This is a genomic window from Solidesulfovibrio fructosivorans JJ], assembly GCF_000179555.1.
GTDB lineage: Bacteria > Desulfobacterota > Desulfovibrionia > Desulfovibrionales > Desulfovibrionaceae > Solidesulfovibrio > Solidesulfovibrio fructosivorans.
In genome coordinates this window covers 23712-37659 of record NZ_AECZ01000038.1, presented here as the reverse complement: position 1 = coordinate 37659, position 13948 = coordinate 23712, and the positions used below count along the sequence as shown (strand labels likewise).

At 64.6% G+C, this 13948-nt stretch carries 15 protein-coding genes; 5 read left to right on the top strand and 10 right to left on the bottom strand.

Going from position 1 to position 13948, the window contains the following annotated elements; all coding sequences use genetic code 11:
• On the bottom strand, positions 1-782 hold a 782-nt coding region (locus DESFRDRAFT_RS20900; protein WP_005996389.1), incomplete at its 3' end, for an OmpA/MotB family protein.
• Between the two features lie 126 nt (positions 783-908).
• On the opposite strand from DESFRDRAFT_RS20900, the gene DESFRDRAFT_RS18140 reads away from it, so the two are divergent.
• Genes DESFRDRAFT_RS18140 through DESFRDRAFT_RS18125 form a run of 4 tightly spaced genes read left to right on the top strand, consistent with a single transcriptional unit; the run spans position 909 to position 4991 of the window.
• Complete coding sequence (locus DESFRDRAFT_RS18140; protein WP_005996387.1) at positions 909-1673, top strand: hypothetical protein; 765 nt, start codon at positions 909-911, stop codon at positions 1671-1673.
• 21 nt (positions 1674-1694) lie between these two features.
• Positions 1695-3488, top strand: a complete 1794-nt coding sequence (locus tag DESFRDRAFT_RS18135; protein ID WP_005996385.1) for a chorismate-binding protein — start codon at positions 1695-1697, stop codon at positions 3486-3488.
• 26 nt (positions 3489-3514) lie between these two features.
• Complete coding sequence (gene dapF / locus DESFRDRAFT_RS18130; RefSeq protein WP_005996384.1) at positions 3515-4381, top strand: diaminopimelate epimerase; 867 nt, start codon at positions 3515-3517, stop codon at positions 4379-4381.
• A gap of 31 nt (positions 4382-4412) precedes the next feature.
• Positions 4413-4991 (top strand): VOC family protein, encoded by a 579-nt coding sequence (locus DESFRDRAFT_RS18125; protein ID WP_005996383.1) that lies wholly within the window; start codon positions 4413-4415, stop codon positions 4989-4991.
• Positions 4992-5186: 195 nt separating this feature from the next.
• Here the strand turns inward: DESFRDRAFT_RS18125 and DESFRDRAFT_RS18120 are convergent, their stop codons facing one another.
• The 7 genes from DESFRDRAFT_RS18120 to DESFRDRAFT_RS18090 form a co-directional block, all read right to left on the bottom strand.
• On the bottom strand, positions 5187-6425 hold the full coding sequence (locus DESFRDRAFT_RS18120; RefSeq protein ID WP_005996382.1) for an LL-diaminopimelate aminotransferase: 1239 nt from the start codon (positions 6423-6425) through the stop codon (positions 5187-5189).
• A gap of 138 nt (positions 6426-6563) precedes the next feature.
• Complete coding sequence (dsrP, locus tag DESFRDRAFT_RS18115; RefSeq protein WP_005996381.1) at positions 6564-7760, bottom strand: sulfate reduction electron transfer complex DsrMKJOP subunit DsrP; 1197 nt, start codon at positions 7758-7760, stop codon at positions 6564-6566.
• 8 nt (positions 7761-7768) lie between these two features.
• Positions 7769-8545 (bottom strand): sulfate reduction electron transfer complex DsrMKJOP subunit DsrO, encoded by a 777-nt coding sequence (gene dsrO, locus DESFRDRAFT_RS18110; protein ID WP_005996380.1) that lies wholly within the window; start codon positions 8543-8545, stop codon positions 7769-7771.
• A 41-nt stretch (positions 8546-8586) separates the two neighbouring features.
• Positions 8587-9003: a sulfate reduction electron transfer complex DsrMKJOP subunit DsrJ gene (dsrJ, locus tag DESFRDRAFT_RS18105; protein WP_005996379.1), complete on the bottom strand. Its 417-nt coding sequence runs from the start codon at positions 9001-9003 to the stop codon at positions 8587-8589.
• A 3-nt stretch (positions 9004-9006) separates the two neighbouring features.
• Positions 9007-10620: a sulfate reduction electron transfer complex DsrMKJOP subunit DsrK gene (dsrK, locus tag DESFRDRAFT_RS18100; RefSeq protein WP_005996378.1), complete on the bottom strand. Its 1614-nt coding sequence runs from the start codon at positions 10618-10620 to the stop codon at positions 9007-9009.
• 44 nt (positions 10621-10664) lie between these two features.
• Entirely contained in the window at positions 10665-11666 is a 1002-nt protein-coding gene (dsrM, locus tag DESFRDRAFT_RS18095) for a sulfate reduction electron transfer complex DsrMKJOP subunit DsrM (protein WP_005996377.1), read from the bottom strand.
• Positions 11667-11703: 37 nt separating this feature from the next.
• Positions 11704-12246, bottom strand: a complete 543-nt coding sequence (locus DESFRDRAFT_RS18090) for an RsbRD N-terminal domain-containing protein (RefSeq protein ID WP_005996375.1) — start codon at positions 12244-12246, stop codon at positions 11704-11706.
• A 169-nt stretch (positions 12247-12415) separates the two neighbouring features.
• Here DESFRDRAFT_RS18090 and DESFRDRAFT_RS18085 point away from each other — a divergent pair, with 169 nt between their 5' ends.
• Positions 12416-12949: a hypothetical protein gene (locus tag DESFRDRAFT_RS18085; protein ID WP_005996373.1), complete on the top strand. Its 534-nt coding sequence runs from the start codon at positions 12416-12418 to the stop codon at positions 12947-12949.
• Positions 12950-13025: 76 nt separating this feature from the next.
• Here DESFRDRAFT_RS18085 and DESFRDRAFT_RS18080 read toward each other — a convergent pair whose 3' ends face one another.
• Together DESFRDRAFT_RS18080 and DESFRDRAFT_RS18075 are read right to left on the bottom strand one after the other, a co-directional pair.
• Complete coding sequence (locus DESFRDRAFT_RS18080; RefSeq protein WP_005996371.1) at positions 13026-13283, bottom strand: amphi-Trp domain-containing protein; 258 nt, start codon at positions 13281-13283, stop codon at positions 13026-13028.
• A 96-nt stretch (positions 13284-13379) separates the two neighbouring features.
• Positions 13380-13880 (bottom strand): CinA family protein, encoded by a 501-nt coding sequence (locus DESFRDRAFT_RS18075; protein ID WP_005996369.1) that lies wholly within the window; start codon positions 13878-13880, stop codon positions 13380-13382.
• Positions 13881-13948 lie beyond the last annotated feature (68 nt).

Below are 13948 nucleotides of genomic sequence, written 5' to 3'. Positions count from 1 at the left end.
GGCGGCGCGGCGGGTTGGGGCGCGGTTTCCCGGATGGGGGCCGCTTGCCCGCCGGTCAGGTCGTGTTCCGAGGGCTGGCCGGTATTGACCGTGCCGCGCATGGATTCGGAGCCGGTTTCCCCGGCCAGAAGCGGCACCTCGGCCACGATGATGTCCACGCGGCGGTTTTCGTGGCGTCCTTCGGGCGTGGCGTTGCTGGCCACGGGCTGGTAGAAGGCGCGGCCCATGGCGGTGAAGCGTTCGGGCGTCACGCCGCCGGATTCCGAAAGGAAGCGGATGACCGAGGCGGAGCGGGCGGTGGAGAGCTCCCAGTTGGAGGGGTAGAGGGCCGAGTGGATGGGGTTGGAGTCGGTGTGGCCGACGACGTAGATGCTTTTGTCCTTGACCTTGGCCAGAACGCCCCCGACCTTGCGCAGGATTTCCCGGCCGCGCGGGGTGATCTCGGCGCTGCCCGAGGCGAAGAGGATCTTGTCCACGAAGTTGATTTCGAGTTTTTCCCGGAACTGACGCACGCGGATGTCGCGGCTGTCCACCTCGCCGCGCAGGTCGGCCACCAGGGCGTCGTAAGCGGTTTGCAGTTCCTGGGTCTTGCGTTCCAGCTCCACGGCCCGGGCTTCGGCCTTGCGTTCGTCGGCCTTGGAGCGGAAGAGTTGTTTGGTCAGGTTTTCCAGGGCTTCGGGCACGCCCTTGCGGTGGTAGAGGTTGTTGGCCAGGTAGGCCGTCAACCCCACTGGGATGAGCACCAGCACCACCATGAGCACTTTGAGCAAACGTCCGCGCATAGCGGGCCTCCGCGCCGTCCGGCCTTGCCGGCGGCGAATGATTCGTCCTATGGTTGTCGCGCCCTGCCGGATGTCGGCGGGGATGGGTCATGATTATCCGCATTCCCCGCAAAAGGCCACCGCCCCATGACGCAGGAAGTCCCCGCACGCGCCGATCTGGATATCGTGGAGATGCCGGCCACGGCTGTGGCCGCGTATTGGCTGTCGCTCAAAAAGCTCATGGACGCCAAGAAGGGCGGCAAGGTCGTGCAGGAGGAAATGGAGGCCGTCACCGAGCCCAACATCCGCCTGCTTCTGGAAACGGCCTTCGGTTCGAGCCTGCCCGAGGAGGCGGTGCGGCGGCTGTACCAGGCCGGGCGGCGCCAGGCCCTGGCCGATGTGCGCCGCAAGCTCGACTGCATGGCCCGCACGCTTTTGGCCATGGCGGCCGGGGACAATCCGCAGCGGGTGTTGCCGCTTCTGACCGCCTTTTTCCCCGTGCCGCCCATCCGCGAGGCGGCGGCCATGGACCGCGTGTACGCCTTGCTGGAAAAGGTCCGGGCCGGGGAGCAGGGCAACGAGGACCCGGCCGCCGTGGACCATGCCCTGCCTCCCGACGTGCTCCTGGTGCGGCTCATGTACTGCTTGGCCGTGGCGCGCCGGGAGGGCCGGGAGGCCTGCCGACGGCTGATCGACTCCACGCGGTCGCTTTTTTTCGCCGAGGGGCTCGGGCTTGTGGCCGACGGCTTCGACGCGGCCTTTTTGCGCAAACGCCTTGAGGCGCATCGGCGCTCGCTTGTGGCCGACGCATCGCTCAAGTTCGCCCTGTCCGAGGAAATGTGCCTCGGGCTTCGCGCCCGCTATTCCTACGAGGACCTGTGGCGGGTGGCCCGGGCGCATCTGCCGCGTTAGCCGGCGAAACGGTTTTTCCCGATGTTCGGTGAGGCGCTGTTTTCGTCTTATGCCGCCGGCGATGCCGGCTGGACACGGTATTTTCACGATCCCGCCTGGACCGCGACGGCCTGGGAGCTTTCCGAGGTCATGCCCCTGCTCGAGGCGGCCGAGGCCTGGCGTCGCCAAGGCCATTGGCTCGTGCTGGCCCTTGCCTACGAAGCCGCTCCGGCCTTCGATCCCAGGCTGGAAACCCATGCCCCGGGCGAAACGCCCCTGGCTTTTGCCGCCGCCTATCCCGCCCCGTCCGAGCCCCCGGCGCGCGCGGCCGCGTCCGGGGATTTTTTCGTCGCCCCCTGGCGGCCGCTCGTTTCCCGACGGCGCTACGACGCGGCCCTCGGCGTGATTCGGGACAATATCCGCCGGGGCGAGGTCTACCAGGTCAACTACACCCTCCAGCTGGCCAGCCGCCTGCAAGGCGACCCGTCGGGCTGGTTCGAGGGGCTGGCCCGGCAACAGGCGGCCGGTTTCTGTTGCCGGCTCGACCTGGGCCGACACAAGGTGTTGTCGTTTTCGCCGGAGCTTTTTTTCCGGCGCGCGGGAGAACTGGTGGTCGCGCGGCCCATGAAGGGCACCATGCCCCGGGGCCGCACCCTGGAGGAGGATGTGGCCCGGGCCAAGGCTCTGGCCGCCTGCCCGAAGAACCGGGCCGAAAACCGCATGATCACCGATCTCTTGCGAAACGACCTGGGGCGACTCGCCCGGTCCGGAAGCGTGGCCGTGCCGGCCTGTTTCGAGGTGTCGCGGCTGTCCACGGCCTGGCAGATGACCTCGACCGTGACCGCCCGCGTCCCCCGGGAGCTCGGGCTCACCGCCATTTTTTCCGCGATTTTCCCCTGCGGTTCCATTACGGGCGCGCCCAAACGCAGCGCCATGCGGCTGATCCGGGAGCTCGAAGGCGGGCCGCGCGGCTTTTACACCGGGGCGTTCGGCCACGTCGCTCCCGACGGGGATTGCGTTTTCTCCGTGCCCATCCGCACCGTCGTTTGCGACGCGGACACGGGGGAGTGCCGCTTCGGCGTGGGCGGCGGCGTGACCTACTATTCCGACGCCCGGGACGAATACGAGGAATGCCGGATCAAGGCCGCGTTTCTGCATACCCCCCCGGAGCCCTTCGACCTTTTGGAAACCCTGCTCTTGACGGAAGGGCGTTTCGCCTTTCTGCCCGAGCATCTCGCCCGACTGGCCCGTTCGGCCGCGTATTACGGATTTCGCCACGACGCCGCGGCCGTGTCGGCCGCCCTCGAGGCCGTGGCCGCGGCCTGTCCCGGGCGGCGCCTGCGGGTGCGGCTGCTGCTTTCCCGCGACGGCGCGGTGCGCACCGAACATTTTCCCTTGGGGAAGCGCCGGGCGGGTCCCGTGCGCCTGGGCTGGGCGGACACGCCGGTCGAGGCCTCCGATGCCGCCCTTTTCCACAAGACCACGCGGCGGGCGCGCTACGACCGGGCCTTGGCCGCCCGGCCGGATTGCGACGACGTGCTGCTGTTCAATAAGGCCGGGCAGGTGACCGAAAGCTGCCGGGCCAACCTCGTGGCCGCCATCGACGGACGGCTGCTCACCCCGGCCCTTGACTGCGGACTGCTTGCCGGCACCTTGCGGCAGCGCCTGCTGGCCAGGGGGGTTCTGGCCGAGGCGGCGCTCACGCCGGCTGATCTGGCCCGGGCCGGGCGGCTGTGGCTCGTCAATTCCGTGCGCCTGTGGACACCGGCGGTGTTGGTCGGGGAGGCCCCGGCCGGCGGTCCCTCGACGGGGAGCTGCGGTTCTGCTAGTTCGTAATGACGTTTTCGTGCAAGGAGTGCGACATGGATTTGGAAGCCGTTTGCGGCCCTTCGGTGCCTTTTTTCAAGATGCAGGGCTGCGGCAATGATTTCGTTTGCGTGGACAACCGGGAACTTGGCTACGACCCGGAAGCGATGCCCGATATCGTGGTGCCGGTGTGCCGCAAGGCCTTTGGCGTGGGCGCCGACGGCATGATCTTTCTCGACCATGCCCCCGAGGGCGCGGGGTTGGCCTATATCTGGCATTTTTTCAACGCCGACGGTTCCCGGGCCGAGATGTGCGGCAACGGTTCGCGCTGCGCGGCCCGGCTCGCCTGGATGCTCGGCATCGCGCCGGCCAGCCATGTCTTCGGCACCGACGCCGGCCCCATCGAGGCGGCGGTCGATCCCGACTCCAATCTGGTGACGGTGCGGCTGACCTCGCCCAAGGACCTGCGGCTCAACATCGACATGGAGATGGAGGTCGAGGGCAGGCACCACCAGATGACGCTGCACAGCGTCAACACCGGCGTGCCCCATGCCGTGGCCTTCGTGGATAATTTGGAAACCGTGGACGTGTGGCAGCTTGGCCGCACGGTGCGGCACCACGAGTTTTTCAATCCGGCCGGGACCAACATGAATTTCGTGGCCGTGACGGGCAAGGGGCAGTTGTCGCTTCGCACCTATGAGCGCGGGGTGGAGGACGAGACCTACGCCTGCGGCACCGGGGCCGTGGCTTCGGCGGTCATCGCCAAGGAGCTTGGGCTCACGGGTGAGGAGACGGCGATCACCACCACGGGTGGCGAGGAACTGGGCGTGATTTTGCGCGACGGCAAGACTTATCTGCGCGGGGCGGCCGAACTGGTTTTCCGGGGCGGGTTTTACCCGCAAAGCCTGGGCATCGAGTCGTAGCAGCCCTGTCGCCCCGAGAAGGGGGGCCGACATGCGATATACCGGGATCAACCATCTGGCCTTGGCCACCCGGGACATGGACGCCACCATCCGCTTCTGGCGCGATCTGCTCCGGATGCGGCTGGTGGCCGGGCTCGGCCGGCCGGGCTACCGGCATTATTTCCTGGAAATCTCCGAAAACGACATGATCGCCTTTTTCGAGTGGCCGGACGTCGCGCCCATCCCGGAAAAGGACCACGGCGTGCCGGTCAAGGGCCCCTATGCCTTCGACCACGTCTCCATCGGCGTGCGCGACCGCGACGACCTGTGGGAAATCAGGGACCGGCTGGAGGCGGCCGGGTTCTGGGTGTCGGAGATCATCGACCACGGATTCATCTTCTCGGTCTATTCCTTCGACCCCAACAACATCGCCATCGAGTTCAGCTGCCCGGTGCCGGGAGTGGATATCCGCACCACGCCGGTCATGGGTGACACCCGTCCGAGCGCCACGGCCCGGGAAGGGAGCGAGCCCCAGCCCGGCAAATGGCCCGAGGCCACGCCCACGCCCTATGCCGACCGCCGCATCTACCCCGGCGAGGGGCGCGAGCTGGTGGACGTCAAGGACGAATAAAAGACCGGGGGGAAACCTTTCTGTAGAAACGGTTTCCCCCCGGGCCCCCCCCTTCGAAAGACTTTTAACGGTTACGGTGTGTTGTCGTTACTCCAGCCGTAAACGTCAAAAAGTTTAGGAAGGGGAGAGCGCGAGAGGGGACAACCCTTTTCAAAGGGTTTCCCCTCTCGCACCCTCTTCCACTCTTCTCTCCCTCTAAAAAACGAATCCCACTTCGGACAGCCGGCGGGCGACTTCGTCCACGATGCGGCGTTCCTCGGCCTCGTCGGCCGCCTCGAAGGTGACGGAGAAGCGGACGTGGGGGCCGGCGTCGTCCCAGGGCACGGTGGAGATGAGCTTCTCGGTGATGCAGAACTGGGAGAAGTCCTCGGCCGAGGCGAATTTCCGGCCGTCCTTGGTGCCGGAGGGAATCCGGGCGTAGAGGTAGAAGGACGCGCCGGGCTTTTTGACGGAAAATCCCAGGCCGGACAGGGCCGCGACGAGCATGTCGTGGCGGCGGGAGTACTTGGCCGCGGTCTTCTCGGTGATCTCGGGGTGGTCCAGGCAGTAGACCCCGGCCTTTTGGATGGCGGCGAACTGGCCGGAATCGTTGTTGTCCTTCACGGCGGCAAAGCCCTTGACCACGAGTTCGTTGCCGCACACGAAGGCCAGACGCCAGCCCGTCATGTTGTAGGCCTTGGACAGGGAGTGGATTTCCACGCCCACGTCCTTGGCCCCGGGGGTGGACAGGAAGCTGAAAGGCTTGCGGCCGTCGAAGGTGAGCGCGGCATAGGCGGCGTCGGAGACGACGATGACGTCGTTTTCCTTGGCGAAGCGCACCACGCGCTCGAAGAAGGCCGGGGTGGCCGTGGCCCCGGTGGGGTTGTTGGGATAGTTGATATAAAGGAGCTTGGCCCGCTTGCGCTGGTCCGGGGTCAGGGCGTCGAGATCGGGCAAAAAGTCGTTTTCCGGGGTGATCGGCAGATTGACCACTTCGCCGCCGAGGCCCCGGGTGGTGGTGCCCATGACCGGGTAGCCGGGCACGGTCATGATGGTGATGTCGCCGGGGTTGATGAAGGCCAGGGGGAGCAGGGCCAGCACCGGCTTGGAGCCGATGCCGTGGACGACCTCGCCGGCCGGGTCGATGCCGGGCACGCCGAAGACCTTGTCCATGTAGCGCGCGGCGGCGTCCTTGAAGGCCTGGACGCCGTTGTCGGTGTAGCCCCGGTTTTCGGTCTTTTTGGCTTCGGCGCAGAGCACGTCGACCACCTCGGGCGCGGCCATCCAGTCGGGTTCGCCGACGCCGAGGTCGATGAGCGGCACCCCGGGATGGGCGGCCAGGGCCGCCTTCTTGGCCCGCTTGATTTTCTCGAACTTGTAGAGGACCGTATCCTTGCCGAACTGATTGCCGCCGATGCGGTCGGCGAAGAGCTGCTGGATGTAGCTTTCGTTCATGGAGTCGTTTCGTCCTTTTTTGAAGAGGATTCTTGGCAGTACTGCGGCGACGGGTGCGCCGTCAATCGTGTCCGGCCGGTAGCAAAAGGCCCGCCTCCATCCGGAAGCGGGCCTTTCGCGTGTCGCTGTAAAGCGGGATTATTCGCTTTCGGCCGGGGGCGGCACCATGGACAGGTTGCCGCCTTCCACCTCGACCCGGACCTCGATGGCGATCTTCCACAGCACGGTGAGGATGATGCCGCCAAGGGCGAACACCATGACCGAAACCATGAGTTCGGGAACCGTGGGCAGGTAGGAGGTGACCGTCTCGAAGGGGTTCGGCGTGAAGCCGCCGATCATCAGGGCCAGACCCTTGTCGATCCAGGTCGAGATGACCAGCATGATCAGGCCGAGGACCAGGGCCGGGGTCTTTTCCCGGATGGACGTCGGGATGAGGATGACCAGGCAGCCCAGGCCCAGGACCACGGCGGTCCACATGAAGGGCACGAGCTCGTAGTGGCCGTCCAGGCCCGAGAACAGGAAGCGGATCGGGGCGATGTGGGCCGGCATGTTGCTGTAGAAGGCGGTGAAGAGTTCGCACAGATACAGGAACACGTTGACGCACATGGCGTAGGTGATGATGACGGCCAGGCGCTTGAGGGCCTTGTCGCCGGGATCGAAGCCGGTAAGCTTGCGCACGAGCAGGGTCAGCAGCAGCAGGATGGCCGGTCCGGCGCAGAAGGCCGAGGCCAGGAACCGTGCGGCCATGACGGCGGTCAGGAAGTAGTGGCGCCCGGGCAGGCCGGCGATCAGGAAGGCCGTGACCGTGTGGATGGAGAAGGCCCAGATGACCGAGACGATGGCCAGGACCTTGCACCAGTGCGGCGGGGCCATGTCGTTTTTAAAGGCCTGCAGGCTGGTCCAGCCGACCAGGATGTTGAGGAACAGGTAACCCATCAAAACGCACATGTCCCAAAAGAGCATGGAATGGGGCGTGGCGTTGAGCATCACGTTGAGCATGCGCTGCGGCTGCCCGAGGTCCACCACGATAAAGCCCATGCACATGGTCACGGCGGCGATGGCCAGGAATTCGCCGAGAATGATCATCTTGGCGAACTGCTTGTAGTGGTGGAAGTAGTAGGGCAGCACCAGCATGACGGCCGAGGCGGCCACGCCGACCAGATAGGTGAACTGGGCGATGTAAAAGCCCCAGGACACGTCGCGGCTCATGCCGGTGATGACCAAGCCGTGGACCAGCTGGTAGAGCCAGAATCCCATGCCGAGGAGCATGAGCAGGCCCAGGCCGATCAACGTGCCCCAGTATCGAGGGCTTCCCTTGAGTGCTTTTTCCAGCATGGCTTACCTCACAGGATGTAATACACGCTCGGCGAGGTGCCGGCGTCTGGTTTGCGGCGGATGGCGAAGTGCTCGCGCAGCACCTTGCGGATATCCGAGTTCTCGTCGCCCAGATCGCCGAAGACGAGGGCGCCGCCGGCGGCTTCGACACAGACGGGCAGTTTGCCGATGGCCAGGCGCTCGGCGCAGAAGTCGCACTTTTCCACGACGCCCCGCATCCGGGTGGGGAAGTGCGGGTTGAAGTGGTGGATAAACGGGCGCGGATCCTGGAAGTTGAAGCTCCTGGCGCCGAACGGGCAGCCGGCCATGCAGTAGCGGCAGCCGATGCAGCGGTGGAAGTCCATCATGACGATGCCGTCGGGCCGCTGGAAGGTGGCCTGGGTCGGGCAGACCCGCACGCACATGGGCTGTTCGCAGTGGTTGCACAAAAGCGGGAACTCGCGGTGTTCCACGTCCTCGGAGAGGAACTCGCCGTGCTCGGTGGGGAAGGCCTCGTGGTAGGAGGCGCCCCAGAACCATTTGATCTGCTTTTTGCCCGGGATGTCGGGCACGTTGTGTTCGGTATGGCAGGCCGTGCGGCACTTTTCGATGAGTTCGGGGGTGAACTTGGCCGAGAAGACGGCCATGCCCCAGTGCTTGGCCTTGAGGCCTTTTTCGAAGTCCGCGGCCGTGGGCAACGGGCCGGCGAAAGCCGGGGCGTCGCCCAGGAAGCCGAGGCGAGCGGCGCCGACGCCCATGGCGGACACGGCGGCCAGCTTGAGGAACTCTCGTCTGTTGCTTTTCATGGTATGATCCCCTTCGGTGGAGGTGTCACCGGCGCGCCGGCCTAGTGTTCGCCCGCTTCGCCGTTTTGGACGGGGGGAATGGGCGATTTCTGGTTCGGCGTAATGTTGTGGCAGTCAAAACAGTAGGGGTTCACGCCAACCGTATCGTGACACCGATCGCAGAACTTGGCCTTGTCCTTATGGCAACCCAGGCAGGTGTTCGTCAGGCTTTTGACGAACTTCTTGCCCTTGGAGTTGACGTAGATGCGCTCGCCGTCGCGCACGGCCGAGTTGCGCCAATCGTTAAGGATTTGCATGTGCGTGTCGCGCATGACCTGGGCGTCCTCGATGCAGTCCTTCTGGTCCTTCGGGAGCTCGGGCTTCACATCGAAGCTTTTCCCCATATTGTAGCCGACGGGGACGAAGATGAGGGCCAGGAAGAACAGAATGCCGGGTATGATGTATTTGGCATTGTACATAAGTTATTCCTCCTCGTCCTCCATCCCCGGCAGGGGGTTTTGCCTGAGGTCGGTGGTGCGCTTTTTCTCGCCGTCGAGAATGAGCGCGTTGCCCACCAACTCATGCACGCCGGAGACGCCGACACCCGGGGCCCAGTAGTCGCAAAGCGGGGGCAGGGTGGCGCGGTCGATGGCGCAGATGCAGGCCAGGTTGTTCACGCCGTGGCGATCGCGCACGTACTTGACCGCGTTGCCCCGGGGCAGGCCGCCGCGAAGGCGCGTCTCGGTGAATTCCTCGTTGTTGAGGCCCGCGCCGCCGCCGCAGCAGAAGGTCTGCTCGCGGATGGTGTTCTCGGGCATCTCGTAGAACTGGCGGCAGACGTTTTTGAGGATGTAGCGCGGCTCCTCGAGCAGGCCCATGCCGCGGGCGGTGTTGCAGGAGTCGTGGAAGGTGGTGACGAAGTTGTCGTTGCGGGAAGGATCGAGCTTGAGCTTCCCGTTCTTGATCAGGTCGGCCGTGAACTCGCAGATGTGCAGCATCTTGGTGCCGGCGGCCGCGTCGAACTTGGTGCCGGTGATCGGCGAGACCGGGGTCTCCATGAAATCGGCCGGGCCGTTCATGGTCAGCATGTACTGGTTGATCACGCGCCACATGTGGCCGCACTCGCCGCCAAGGATCCATTTGACGCCCAGGCGCTTGGCCTCGGCGTACATCTTGGCGTTGAGCTTCTTCATCATCTTGTCCGAGGTGAACAGGCCGAAGTTGCCGCCCTCGGACGCGTAGGTGCTCCAGGTGTAATCCAGTCCGAGGTAGTCGAACAGGATGATGTAGCCCATGAAGGTGTAGATGCCCGGGTCGGCGAAGATGTCGCCGGAGGGGGTGATGAAAAGGATTTCGCAACCCTTCTTGTTCACGTTGGGCCGGATGCGCTTGCCCGTGACTTCCTCGATGTCGTCACACAGGAAGTCCATCATGTCCTTGTAGGCGTGGGGCTGGATGCCGAGGTGGTTGCCGGTGCGGTTGCAGTTGGCGGCCGGCTCGAGAATCCAGTTGATATTGCAGCCCACTTCATGGAGCAGCTCGCGCGCCATCATGGTGATTTCGGCGGTGTCGATGCCGTAGGGGCAGAAAAGCGAACACCGGCGGCATTCCGTGCACTGGTAGAAGTACATGAACCATTCTTTGACCACGTCTTCTTCCAGCTTGCGGGCGCCGGCCAGCTTGCCGAGCACCTTGGCCGCGGTCGAGAACTCGCCGCGGTAGATGGAGCGCAAAAGCTCCGCGCGCAGCACCGGCATGTTTTTGGGGTCGCCGCCGCCGATGAAGAAGTGGCACTTGTCGGCGCAGGCGCCGCAGCGCACGCACACGTCCATGAAGATCTTGAACGATCGGTACTTCTTGAGCTTCTCGCGGAACTTCTCCATGACGATGCGCTTCCAGTCGGGCGGAAGCTTCCAGTCCTCGTCCATGGGGCTCCATACCCTGGGGTTGGGCATGCCGAGGTACTTGAGAATGTCGGGCTTGGCCGGGTAGCTGAAGTTGCCGGGCCTAAACGGGGTCTTGGTGTCCATCCACGACTTGACCGGCGTGGTGTAGTTGATCTTGATGAGTTCTTCCGGTGGCGGATACTTGGCCATGGTCGCTCCTCACTTCTCTCCAGAATAGGTAGGTTTGGGCCCGCTTAGGCTTCTTTCTCCACGGGGAGACCGGCTTCGATCATCTTCTCGCGGAAATCATCCTCGTAGGCTTCGTACGAATGGGGCTTCACGCTCGGGTCGTTCCAGGGGTTCACCCACATGGCCCGCCGGCTCATATTGGGCACGACGCGGGTGGGAGAGAGGAAGACGCCGCCCATGTGCATGAGCTTGGAAAAGGGGAAGTAGATAAAAAGCGCGCACACCAGGGTCAGGTGGGCGTAGACGGCCGGGTCGAGCTGCTCCTTGGGCAGGTGCGGGTGCAGGGTGACCAGGCCCATGGCCAGCTCCTTGACCGCGATCACGTCGACCTTGACGCCGTAGCGCATCCAGATGCCGGTTGCCGCGATGCCGAGGATCAGGAGCAGGGGGAAGTAGTCCTGCATGAGCGAGATGTAGCGCACCTTGCCGTCGAAGACGCGGCGGCCGAGCAGGAAGAGCAGGCCGATGACGATCAGCGCGTCGGTCTGGTACATGATGGGCAGGCCGATCTGCATGATGGTGTCCAGAAACTCGGTCACGTGCACGGCCCAGGGCACCGGGGCCAGGAAGAAGCGCAGGTGGCGGATCAGGATGACCAGGAAGCAGTAGTGGAAGATCAGCGCGAAGCCCCACAGCCATTTTTCCGAGCTGTAGGCGACCTTGGGGCCGTCCTGCTGCAGCTTCACCGAGGTGTTGCGGAAAAGCGACCGGAAGGTCAGCACCTCGAAGAGCATGCGCATGACCACGCCGCGCTTGTCATAGGGGTTGTCCCAAGGATTGTTTTTGATCCAGGGCAGCGATTTCTGCTGACCGCCGGTGGTGGGGATGCAGAAAGGAACCGGGCTCTTGGCCCAGTTCGCGATGCGCAGGATGAATCCCACCATGAAAACAATGATCGCGATGTACGGGAGGACGATCCCGAACAGCGCCCCCATCCCCATCCCGGCGCCCAGCCAGGGGATGACGATGAGCGCCAAGACCGCGAGTAAGGAATAAAACGCTGCCATGTACCCTCACCTCGTTAAAGGTTTGCCCGAAAGCGCCTCACGGTTCCTCTCCCTCGGCGGGTGAATCGCAGAGGAGATTGGCCCGCTTAAGGAGCCGGTCATACTGTTTCCTGATCTGGTTTATCCGCAATTCGACAATCTTTTCGCGGCACTGGCAATAGATGTCAAAGGCGAAAAGAGCCAGAACGTCGATGGACGATTCGAGGGCGAGCAGTTCGACGTAGAGGTCGTGCTCGGTGATCTGGCCCCACAGCGCCTCGCGCACGGCTTTTTTGAGCAAAAACACGAAGGCCGTCGCCTGGGACGGGGTGAAGTCCTGCACCGCCCGCACCCGCACGATCTCGTCGAGCAGGGGCGTGAAGACCGCAACGTCGGGCATCTTCTCCCCGCAGGCGGCCAGGGCCAGGATGATGCCCCGCATGCCGGTCTCGAATTTGTGGCGCACGGGATTGGCGAACGGGTCCTTTTGTTTTTTCCAGAGGACAGCCGTGTTTTCGGCGTAGGTGCCGAGGATCAGATCGAACCAGCGATCGAGCACGTCCTTTTGCTCAAGAACGAGAAAATCCACTAATTTAAGCATGAAAAATGTCCCTTTCTTCACAATCGCTTAGCAGCCAGATTCCTTACCAGAAAAGGACAAATTGTAAAGGCTGGGAAAACCTGGGCTGGGCCGGCCAACCCCCCGGAATCCCACTCCTTGCCTCATGCCAGGGAAAATTGCTAGAATTGCAAAAAAAGAAGCGGTCCCCATGAAACCCACGCCCAAACAGTTCGAGATCCTGCGCGCCGTGGCGGCTTTCGCCCCCGTGGAGCGTTATCAGGGCACCTTGCCCAAACGGCAGGCGCTCTTTTTCGCCAAGGACGACCTCGGCGCCCTTGAGGACGGCGGGCTGCTCGAAAAGGTCAAGCTGTCCTATCCCTGCGGTAAATCCATGGCCGGATGGCGGCTGACGCCGGCGGGCAGGGCTTTTTTGCCCGAGATCGAACCGGAGGAATGCGGCGAGCTGGCGGCCGAGCATCTGTGCATTTTAAGCGATGTCTACCACTACTCGCGCATCTCGAGCTTCCACGGCATGATGCCCAAGGATCTGGCCAAGGGCGCCTTTGACGGCGACGACCTCCGCGACCTTTTCACCCACGGCTATCTGCTGCGCATCCGGGTCAAGGGCCAGGCCAAGGCCAAGGGCTGGGTGGTCTCCAACAAGGGCCTGGCCGCCCTGCGCGCCGCCGCCGCGCCGCCCAAGGTCTGCGCCGTTGCCGCGAGCGGGGCCGATTCGGACTGAGATGAGAGAAGGGCGCGGCCGCGTCGCTTCCTTGAAAAAAGCTGTGCGTTAAGCGGGTTGCGCCAAGACGGCGCGACTAGAATTCGCCCCGCATGGTCGCGCTTTCGGGGCGATGCGGGCACCACGACAGCCGCACGGCCAGCCCTTCGCGGTCCTCGGCCTGGCTGGCCTTGATTTCCACGTCGAGCATCACCGCCGGCGACAGGTTCATGGACACCCGGCCGGCCGAAAGCCCGAGCTGTCCGGCCCGCAGCTCCCGGGCCAGCGCTTCCAGGCGGTCCGCCGCCTCCCACACGCCCATCACCCCGCCCATGCGGGCTGTTTTCACGCTCATGACGTCCTCCCCGGCCGCCTGTCGACGGCCATGCCCCCCTGTAGCCGGGCCCGGTGACCGGCCCGCGACAAGGCGGTTACGGACGCATGCGGCGCGTCAGTTTCCGGCGTCGAACCGTTCGGCCAGGGCCAGAACCCCGAGCATGGCCTCGCGCACGGCCTGCTGCCTGACGGCCTGCCTGTCGCCGGTGAACTGGAAGTGCTCGGCGCTGACCGCGTCCGGGCTCTGCCAGGCGATCCAGACCGTGCCGACCGGCTTTTGGGGCGTGCCGCCGGCCGGGCCGGCGATGCCGCTTATGGCCACGCCGACATCGGCCATGAGCACCCCGCGCGCCCCGCGGGCCATGGCCAGTACCGTCTCGCGGCTGACCGCGCCCACAGTGTCGAGGATTTCCTGGGACACGCCCAGCACGTCGCGCTTGACGTCGTTGGTGTAGGAGACCACGGCCCCGGCGAACCAGGCCGAGGACCCGGGCGTATCGGTCAGGACGCTCGAAAGCAGCCCGCCGGTGCACGATTCGGCGCAACCGAGCATCCATCCCCGTCCGGTCAGGGCCGCGCCCAGCCGGGCGGCCAGTTCCCGCAACGCTTCTTCCATGGCGTTCTCCTTTGCCGCTTTTACTCCAACTAGCGGAAGCAATTGCGCTTGTCACGCCCGGCGGTGGC

Bases quoted from the DNA above. Each gene is read 5' to 3' on its own strand.
- dsrK (WP_005996378.1), bottom strand. From the start codon at position 10,620: ATGGCCAAGTATCCGCCACCGGAAGAACTCATCAAGATCAACTACACC.
- DESFRDRAFT_RS18140 (WP_005996387.1), top strand. From the start codon at position 909: ATGACGCAGGAAGTCCCCGCACGCGCCGATCTGGATATCGTGGAGATG.
- DESFRDRAFT_RS18075 (WP_005996369.1), bottom strand. From the start codon at position 13,880: ATGGAAGAAGCGTTGCGGGAACTGGCCGCCCGGCTGGGCGCGGCCCTG.
- dsrJ (WP_005996379.1), bottom strand. From the start codon at position 9,003: ATGTACAATGCCAAATACATCATACCCGGCATTCTGTTCTTCCTGGCC.
- DESFRDRAFT_RS18080 (WP_005996371.1), bottom strand. From the start codon at position 13,283: ATGAGCGTGAAAACAGCCCGCATGGGCGGGGTGATGGGCGTGTGGGAG.
- dsrM (WP_005996377.1), bottom strand. From the start codon at position 11,666: ATGGCAGCGTTTTATTCCTTACTCGCGGTCTTGGCGCTCATCGTCATC.
- DESFRDRAFT_RS18135 (WP_005996385.1), top strand. From the start codon at position 1,695: ATGTTCGGTGAGGCGCTGTTTTCGTCTTATGCCGCCGGCGATGCCGGC.
- DESFRDRAFT_RS18125 (WP_005996383.1), top strand. From the start codon at position 4,413: ATGCGATATACCGGGATCAACCATCTGGCCTTGGCCACCCGGGACATG.
- DESFRDRAFT_RS18090 (WP_005996375.1), bottom strand. From the start codon at position 12,246: ATGCTTAAATTAGTGGATTTTCTCGTTCTTGAGCAAAAGGACGTGCTC.
- DESFRDRAFT_RS18085 (WP_005996373.1), top strand. From the start codon at position 12,416: ATGAAACCCACGCCCAAACAGTTCGAGATCCTGCGCGCCGTGGCGGCT.
- DESFRDRAFT_RS18120 (WP_005996382.1), bottom strand. From the start codon at position 6,425: ATGAACGAAAGCTACATCCAGCAGCTCTTCGCCGACCGCATCGGCGGC.
- dapF (WP_005996384.1), top strand. From the start codon at position 3,515: ATGGATTTGGAAGCCGTTTGCGGCCCTTCGGTGCCTTTTTTCAAGATG.
- dsrP (WP_005996381.1), bottom strand. From the start codon at position 7,760: ATGCTGGAAAAAGCACTCAAGGGAAGCCCTCGATACTGGGGCACGTTG.
- dsrO (WP_005996380.1), bottom strand. From the start codon at position 8,545: ATGAAAAGCAACAGACGAGAGTTCCTCAAGCTGGCCGCCGTGTCCGCC.